We start from the raw sequence: 1,685 nt of genomic DNA, 5'->3' as shown, positions 1-1,685 counted from the left end.
CTAGCCTCGAACTTTCATGATGCTGTTGTTCGCGGTCTCGGTGGGTACTGATGTGAGTTGTCGTCGTTGAAGCAGGGGTGATTACCGGCGCTGTGGTCGCCGGCTCTCCGGGGCCTTGGTCGGGTGAGGTGTGGGTTGTTCAGACAGTACGCAGGCTGGCCCAGCCGGTGTCTATGAGGTGGTTCCAGGGCCAATGCCGGGGTAGTCGAAGCCTTCGTCGTCTTCCGGTGCGGATGATGCGGCCGGCCACGGCGAGCAGCCGGAAACGGAAGCGTTTGGGCTCCCATCTGCGGGCGGGTTGCTGTTCATCGAAGGCCAGGGTTTGAGTCCAGGCTATCAAATCGCTTGCCAGGGCGGCGATTTCGAGCCAGACCCGATTGGCGTGGTAGCTGTGGAAGGGCAGGTTACGCAGGCCGGTGTCCTTCAGACAGCGGATGCGGTCTTCGGCGCGGGCGCGTTGGCGGTGCCGGACTTCGAGGGTCGCCAGCGTCCAGCCGGGTGCGCGGGTATTGGTGGCAAAGCAGGTGATGCGCCAGCCGTTGCGGTCGGTCAGGCGGAGCTGAGCACCGGGGTGCGGACGTTCCCGGCGAGCGATGACCCGCATACCGTGAGGCCAGTGCTGGGGGCCGTACTTGGCCGGCGACCGGCTCGGTTTGACCGGAGTCGGCATCCAGGCGGTGAGCTCGGCGACCTGGGCTCCCTCACGGGGTGCGCCGTCGCTGTCAAGCGCGGCGACCCAGGCTTGCTCGGGAATCGCCTCAATGGCGGCCTGCACTGGGCCCTGGGCGGCAAACCCGATGGAATACTGCAGCCCGGCGTCGGTGAGGTGATGCATAAACGCCTTGGAGGCCCCACCGGCATCGGCGCGCACCAGCACCTGTGCCCGCTCGGCGATCGGCAGCTGGTCAAGCGCTGCGGCCAACACCGCGATGTGATCGGCGCTATTGAACGGCGATGCTTTTCCCGGGCGCAAGTTCAGCGCCAGCGTTTCGCCGGTGCCAAACTGGCCGTGATCGACGAACGCGCACATCGGGGTGAAGCCATAGGACATCTTGTGGGTCGCTTCGGCGCCCTCTTTATCCGAATGTGCCCTGACCACGGTGGCGTCGATGTCGACGATGACTTGGCCGCCGTCACGACTTCCTGGCGTCCCTGCCAGTGGCCGACGTCGTGACCAGATACCCTCCCGACCAGCAGCCCGGGCCGAACGCAACGCCGCGACCGCGGCATCGGCGGTGGCGGAGTCGGCGGCCAGCGCGGCGAACAACCGCGACACCGTCGGGTCGGAAGCCACCGCCCCGAACAAGTCGTGCTGAGCTCGTACCGCGGCCACATCGGCCAAACAGTCACCACCCAGGGCAACCGCGATCGCCACGTCGAGCAGGACTTTGCCCGGATCGTGACGAGCCCGAGCCGTCCGCCAGGGTGCCAACGCCCTCGACAACCCAGACCGTAGACCTGCGACCCGGATCGTTTCGTTGATCATCAGCGCTCCCGATGAAGTCACCAGCGACTCGCGGACATCATCGAGAACCAGCCCACCAACTGCGTTACGCTTCACCTACGGAGTGCCTTCCCGCTTGAGGACATTGAGACTTCAGCAATCTCGAGAATCCCCTGCAGGACAGGCACTTCCGTGCATCACACGCCGTCATTCACCCAACGACGTGAAACTTCGAGGCTAG

The 1,685-nt window shown here is 65.3% G+C and carries 1 protein-coding gene; it reads right to left on the bottom strand.

Going from position 1 to position 1,685, the window contains the following annotated elements; translation table 11 throughout:
- Nucleotides 1–139: 139 nt before the first annotated feature.
- Entirely contained in the window at nt 140–1,561 is a 1,422-nt protein-coding gene (locus tag AC5Y5W_RS24855; RefSeq protein ID WP_500014127.1) for an IS1380 family transposase, read from the bottom strand.
- Between the last annotated feature and the right edge of the window lie 124 nt (nt 1,562–1,685).

Source organism: Mycobacterium sp. NGS51 (assembly GCF_059812525.1).
This window is presented reverse-complemented; position numbering and strand designations above follow the sequence as displayed.